The organism is Bradyrhizobium sp. Ken01 (genome assembly GCF_055807355.1).
On sequence record NZ_JBVVPC010000108.1, the window covers coordinates 1 to 5,266 of the forward strand.

General features: G+C 59.0%; 9 protein-coding genes. 6 read left to right on the plus strand and 3 right to left on the minus strand.

Annotation, left to right across the window (positions count from 1 at the left end; translation table 11 throughout):
• The 4 genes from AC0L3S_RS38705 to AC0L3S_RS38720 form a co-directional block, all read left to right on the plus strand.
• Nucleotides 1-126, plus strand: a 126-nt coding sequence (locus tag AC0L3S_RS38705; RefSeq protein ID WP_473285170.1) for a DUF4399 domain-containing protein, incomplete at its 5' end; no start/stop codon positions are given.
• A 370-nt stretch (nucleotides 127-496) separates the two neighbouring features.
• Complete coding sequence (locus tag AC0L3S_RS38710; protein WP_473285155.1) at nucleotides 497-931, plus strand: hypothetical protein; 435 nt, start codon at nucleotides 497-499, stop codon at nucleotides 929-931.
• A 331-nt stretch (nucleotides 932-1,262) separates the two neighbouring features.
• Entirely contained in the window at nucleotides 1,263-1,454 is a 192-nt protein-coding gene (locus tag AC0L3S_RS38715) for a hypothetical protein (RefSeq protein ID WP_473285157.1), read from the plus strand.
• A 305-nt stretch (nucleotides 1,455-1,759) separates the two neighbouring features.
• Complete coding sequence (locus AC0L3S_RS38720) at nucleotides 1,760-1,951, plus strand: hypothetical protein (protein WP_473285159.1); 192 nt, start codon at nucleotides 1,760-1,762, stop codon at nucleotides 1,949-1,951.
• Between the two features lie 206 nt (nucleotides 1,952-2,157).
• Here the strand turns inward: AC0L3S_RS38720 and AC0L3S_RS38725 are convergent, their stop codons facing one another.
• The 3 genes from AC0L3S_RS38725 to AC0L3S_RS38735 all read right to left on the minus strand — a co-directional run bounded on the left by AC0L3S_RS38725 (nucleotide 2,158) and on the right by AC0L3S_RS38735 (nucleotide 3,525).
• A complete protein-coding gene (locus AC0L3S_RS38725) occupies nucleotides 2,158-2,322 on the minus strand; it encodes a DUF5996 family protein (protein ID WP_473285161.1) in 165 nt (54 codons plus the stop codon).
• 655 nt (nucleotides 2,323-2,977) lie between these two features.
• On the minus strand, nucleotides 2,978-3,223 hold the full coding sequence (locus AC0L3S_RS38730; protein ID WP_085385788.1) for a PilZ domain-containing protein: 246 nt from the start codon (nucleotides 3,221-3,223) through the stop codon (nucleotides 2,978-2,980).
• A gap of 2 nt (nucleotides 3,224-3,225) precedes the next feature.
• Nucleotides 3,226-3,525: a hypothetical protein gene (locus AC0L3S_RS38735; RefSeq protein WP_473285163.1), complete on the minus strand. Its 300-nt coding sequence runs from the start codon at nucleotides 3,523-3,525 to the stop codon at nucleotides 3,226-3,228.
• Between the two features lie 500 nt (nucleotides 3,526-4,025).
• Between AC0L3S_RS38735 and AC0L3S_RS38740 the strand changes: the two genes are divergently transcribed.
• On the plus strand, nucleotides 4,026-4,352 hold the full coding sequence (locus tag AC0L3S_RS38740) for a hypothetical protein (RefSeq protein ID WP_473285165.1): 327 nt from the start codon (nucleotides 4,026-4,028) through the stop codon (nucleotides 4,350-4,352).
• A gap of 449 nt (nucleotides 4,353-4,801) precedes the next feature.
• Complete coding sequence (locus AC0L3S_RS38745) at nucleotides 4,802-5,089, plus strand: hypothetical protein (protein ID WP_473285168.1); 288 nt, start codon at nucleotides 4,802-4,804, stop codon at nucleotides 5,087-5,089.
• Nucleotides 5,090-5,266: the final 177 nt, after the last annotated feature.

Here is a 5,266-nt window from a genome sequence, read left to right on the forward strand (position 1 = left end):
GAGCTTCCGCCCGGGACGCATACGCTTCAACTCGTGCTGGGCGATGCCAAGCACTATCCGTTCGAGCCGCCCATCGTGTCGGAGAAGATCACCATACGGGTCAGGCAGCCGGCGACAGCGAAGTAACACGTCGCAGACCTAAGGCCGGGCAATGGCAGGTTCTCGATCAAGGCGATCCGATGTGATCTAAAGGCGGTGTGAGCCGGCCGGAAGCCGCCGAGTTGTAGTATATGGCCGTAGCAATTCACCGCCAATTCAGACACTCAGATCGACACAGTTCCAATACCCTCCACCGCGTAGTGCGGAGCAGTGGATATCCGCGGACCACAAGCTATGATAGCTACCGCCCATTCAACCCGGCCAGGAGCCGACTGGTTGGCAATGTTCGCGTTTGAACTCTCCCGGTACTGTGCCTGGATTTCCAATTGCCTGCCCCCGCCGGCCGGATGGTGTCGATGGACAGCTTCGCGGCGGAGTTCAAACCAATCGGACCACCATGTCCTCTAGCTCCAACGCCAGTATCGCCAAGAGAGCGCGCACGAAGGCTGAGGCGGATTTTGCCACCTGGCTCATGATGGCCAAGCTAGGTGGTTTCGATGACCTGCCGTCCAGCGCCCAAAGCTTTCTGACAAATTATCAAGCTCGGCTCGAGACAATGAGCGAGGCCGAGTCCACGGCTCTAGCGGTTCGCGAGGTCTACAGCGTTTATTACAGCGAGATGGGAGGCGTAGGCGCGGCTCCGGAACCAAAGGCTCGTACGCCTACGACAGAGGGCAAACTCGTGCGGTCCCAGAGACCGCCTGGACCTCAACGCGGTCAATCGGCTGCGCGCCATTCGACGAGGCCATTGACCCGAAAATCTCTCCAGGCACTGCTGATTTTCGCGAGCATGGTGGCACTGGTTGTCGCATTCGGATTTCTAGTGGAGTAAGATCGCCAGCGGAATGTGTGCGACGTCTGCTTTTCCTCCGACAGCGACCAAACTAGCGGAGATCGTGCACTTCGCATTTGGGCCACAAGCGCAAGTTGGGGCAACGACAGAGCCAGCCAACTTTCGGCTGTGCGGACGACCAAGTCGGCACGGAAACGAACCTCAACCCAATCAGGAGGGGAGTAGCGGCGTTTGCATGGTTCTTCGTCACGCTGCCTACTCCTTACTCCAAAAGCGAACCAGTTTGATGATATTTTTAGCGCCGTCTACATTGCCTTCGTGATCAGGGAACCTAACATCGTCCTTGGTGCATCATACTTTTGGAGATTTTATGAAATACATTGCCGTTATCACAGCCGCTACGCTGGCAGCAGCCATCGCCGCGCCTGCGCTTGCAGGGAGTGCGACGCAGAACCCCGAGTGGCTCGCGAAGCAGAAGGTTTGCAAGAAGGAGGCTTCTGCGCAGGGGCTACATCTGTCGAAGAAGCGGGCGTATGTAAAGGAATGCATGGCTAAAGGCTAGCATTGACCAGCATGGCATCAACAACCCCGCTTCGGCGGGTTTTTTTGTTCGTGTGCGCTGCCACTATCCTCGCCCGCTTTCATGACCTTCTTTCGCCGTTCGCTCGGACCTCGTCGGCTTCGGGCGCGCGAATGCATTCAGACGGACGAAGCCTAGACAAACGTGAAACGTAAGGGCTAGTCATTCGCATGGATTGGTTTCCGGATTGGCTGCGACGGGCAGATGTCAGGCTGCGGCCTAGGGCCGGCGCGCAGGTCGACTTACAACCGCTGACGGAGCGCGGCGGTCGATGGTTGAAGGCGAACTTGTTTCGCTTCCCGGGCGCGGTGTGGTCGCGGAAGCGTGGCTGTGTGGAGCTGTCAGAAGGCGACGTGATCGCGCTGCATCTTGTTGTCGAGCGGATCACGGAATCCGGGCTGAAGGTGCGGCTGTCGGGGCGCCTTCGCGGCTGGGACGGTGCGTCGCCTGTTTGGACTTTGCTGATGCGCAAGCGTTAGCGGATCCGGCCCTCCTGAAACGCACGGCGACGAATGATGGCTTGAGGTCAGAAGGGGCGGTTTCGCAGGCGCGCGATGGCCCGTCCTCGTTGGGAAGAAATTGCCATACGATCCCAATGACCGAGGTCGGCTGCAGGCCAGGAAGCGCGTCATCGCTGGGTCAACCGATTGTCTCACGACATCGTAAGGCAGCAGAAATTCCCAGTTCAAAGTACGCCCATTCCGGCATCACCCGGCCAAAAACCTGCCGACGAGACTTCATGACTGTATGCCTCGCGGGTCCCTGCCCTCAGACCAAGTCGTAGATGTTTGCGCGCGAAAGAATCGTGACGACCGTGGTTGCCAACCGTAGCTTTCGTCGAGGCGCACAAAAATATGAGCCATTGTAATGAGGTTCGGCGGAGCGGTGATCCTCAGACCGACCACCAAATCAGCGTCACTGGATGACGCTCGCCGGCCTGAGCGCATTCTTGCAGGCCAAGGGCCAATTCCGCCGGCCACCAGGAACGAAGCGAGGCATTCCGGGCGAGCGCGCGCTTCAAAGAGCGGCCGAGCTCGACTGCCACCTCTGGCACTGATCAAAGAGCAAAACTTTTCTGGCTTGCAAAAAACATCTTCTTTGAAACCGTAGGGAACGGCGCGACACGAATAGCGGCCAGCGGGACCCGCTTCATTACATGAGCTGCGGCTCGGCTCGGTCGACGACGCCATTGCATTTTTAGGAGCCTAAGGTTCCAGTCTCAGCAAGAGCATCTGGTCAAGCGCGCCACGTGACAAGAAGAACGTCACGTGAGTGTTTAGCCGCGGCTCGTCCTTAGTCGTGATCATGCCCACATGTCGGGACGGCCCGCACCTGTCAAAAGCGACAGGGTTCTGGTAAGCGGATTACTGGGCGCCCTCCTCACAGCCCCCGCAGCGTGTGTCGTCGTTGACACAACAACGCTCGAGGCATCGCCGCTAGACAGCGTCGTAACACTACCCGGCCAGGTCCGCTGGGCACTTGGTTGACAACCTACCAGAGCCGACTCAATCGGCTTTGAACACGACGCCGATCCGAGTATCACTGGACCAAACGAGACGACAATCTCTGATGATACGGTCTCTTTCCAACATCATCTTGAATGTGGCAGGCATGTGCAGCTTCGTCGATAACTCGATCCCAGCGCCGTCTTCCGAGATGTTGAACACGCGGCAACGTCGGCTGCCACCATCTCCAAAAATGTAAGCGGCTAAGTCGACCTCCGAACGATCGATCTTCCGGCGATCCGACATGATTATCCTTGAGTTGATGCGGCTGTCTCGGGTCCTTCATTGGCCGAAGCTATTTCAAGTAGTCTAAACTGCCTCGCGATCCGTGTTGCCAAGCCCGACCGCTCTTTGGCTAGCTCTCTCTCATAGTCGGATACGTCGTGTCCGTCTCGCTCAAGGACCTCGATCAGAATTGTTTGGCTCTGAACATAGGTCACCTTGTCAGCGATCTCTCGCGTCAAAACAGCCAGCTCGTCATCATTATCTGATGTCACGGCGATCTCCTTGGTCGGACTGATCACGCGCAGAAAGGCGCTATTCTGCATGCCCGATACTTACAGATCGTTACACGGGGGTGCCCCTCTCGTTCAGCCCAGCTTCTAGAGATTGCTCGTCGAGCACGTCCTGAGAGACGCCTGGCGAGTGCTCCTGCTGACGAAAGGGCCCTCTTCCATCCTCCGGCGCTGGCGGGCGATCGCCCAACGGCGGGGTTTGCACCAAGAAGGCCAAGCGCAACGCGCGCAGCGGCCGCAAGCGGGACGACCAGAAAGAAACGGCATCAGAGTACCTGTGGGGGCTCCGCTCGTCCGGGGAGCCCACCTGGACCAAGGCTGCTTTCAGCGCGCGCGCCTTCGGCTCACCACCGCATGCGCACGCTGCGCAAGACCCACAATCTGCCCGTGGTGCAGGAGCCCCGTTTGATCCAGCAACATGCTGGCGCCTGAAGCCGCTGCCGCTTCGCCTCGATGGTGACCGCGTTGTGCGCGTCTACGGCAGGAAGTCGGATGAGGTGCTTGGCTCCATGTCGGTCTCAGAGAAGACCGAGATGGCCGAGGATCTGGTCAAGTATGTTGGCGAGCATGGCATCACCCGCGACCAGCTGGTTAACGAGGCCCGGACGAACATCGCGCTGCATCATCCTGCATTCCAGAAGATGGCGGCCGATGCCTTGCGTTACCAGCGAATGATGAATGGGCCTAAGCCCGTGCCGCATAGGGCCATCCCTTCAGTCCACAAGCCCGGCAATGGTGGCGTGCGCGTGTCGGGCAACGAAGGCAAGCTCGCGGAGCTTTCCGGTCAGTTCGCCGGAGCGACCGGAGACAAACAGGTTCGTATCGCGGCGCAGATCAGCACTCTGCGCCGGAAAGGATAAGACATGGCCGAGGACTACATCGAGGAAGCCCAGCGCGCGGCTCAATTTCGGTTCGGCCGGGAGTTGTCTGCGGACGAGCTGGCAGAGTCCTTCGTGGGGCACAATTTTGAGGCTCGCATTCAGCACCTGAAAAACCTGAAGCCGGGTGACGAGTTGACGATCGATCAGGCCGCAAAGCGCATCACTTACGAGAGCGCTCTACGAGATATTCACGAGGCGATGCGCCGGGCTGGTCGGTACTGGCAAGCCCGGTCGTGCAAGCCCTCATGGAGGCGAAGGTACACGCTCTTATCGAGCCACCTCGATCGTGGGGAGCCCAGGAGAAAGCGGCCTTTCTCAAGCTCCCCCGTGATTTGTAGGTCTTCTATGAGAACCGAGAAGCCCAGCGCGATCGGGAGGTCCGCAAATGCCAGACCGAAGGCGCGGACTGCCTCAAGAAGCTTGCCACTGTGGAAGCTCAGCTTGAGGACGCGCTTCCTGCGCAGATCCGGCAGGACACCATTTCCGCAATGGCTCTGGCCATAGTCCAGCGCAGACTAAAGCCAAGCGACATCCGAAAGCGCGCGAAAGAGTTTGTCTCGGCTCAGTTTGAACGGGCTGGTTGGCACAGTACGCGGTCGCTCGACGCTCACCTGTTCTCTGACGGAAACGCCACGCTGCTAGACCGGCTTTCGACCGAGGCAGACAGCGGCTATTGGGACGTCAACATGATGGCATCCGCTGGCCGCCGAAAATGATCGCGCGCCGGTGGCCGCATTGCCGCCCGGCGAGAGATCGCCGAAGCACACGTAGGCCGAGATATGCCTGAGATGTGAACCGCCCCGGGTTTGCCGGAGGCTGTTTGGTTTAAGTTATGCCGCCATAGCTTGTTGTTCCAGCATGGCGTAGTAGCGTTGCTCGGCTTCGGCTGGTGG

Coding starts and splice junctions, on each gene's coding strand:
- AC0L3S_RS38730 (WP_085385788.1), bottom strand. CDS start 3,223: ATGTCGGATCGCCGGAAGATCGATCGTTCGGAGGTCGACTTAGCCGCT.
- AC0L3S_RS38715 (WP_473285157.1), top strand. CDS start 1,263: ATGAAATACATTGCCGTTATCACAGCCGCTACGCTGGCAGCAGCCATC.
- AC0L3S_RS38740 (WP_473285165.1), top strand. CDS start 4,026: ATGGCCGAGGATCTGGTCAAGTATGTTGGCGAGCATGGCATCACCCGC.
- AC0L3S_RS38710 (WP_473285155.1), top strand. CDS start 497: ATGTCCTCTAGCTCCAACGCCAGTATCGCCAAGAGAGCGCGCACGAAG.
- AC0L3S_RS38735 (WP_473285163.1), bottom strand. CDS start 3,525: ATGCAGAATAGCGCCTTTCTGCGCGTGATCAGTCCGACCAAGGAGATC.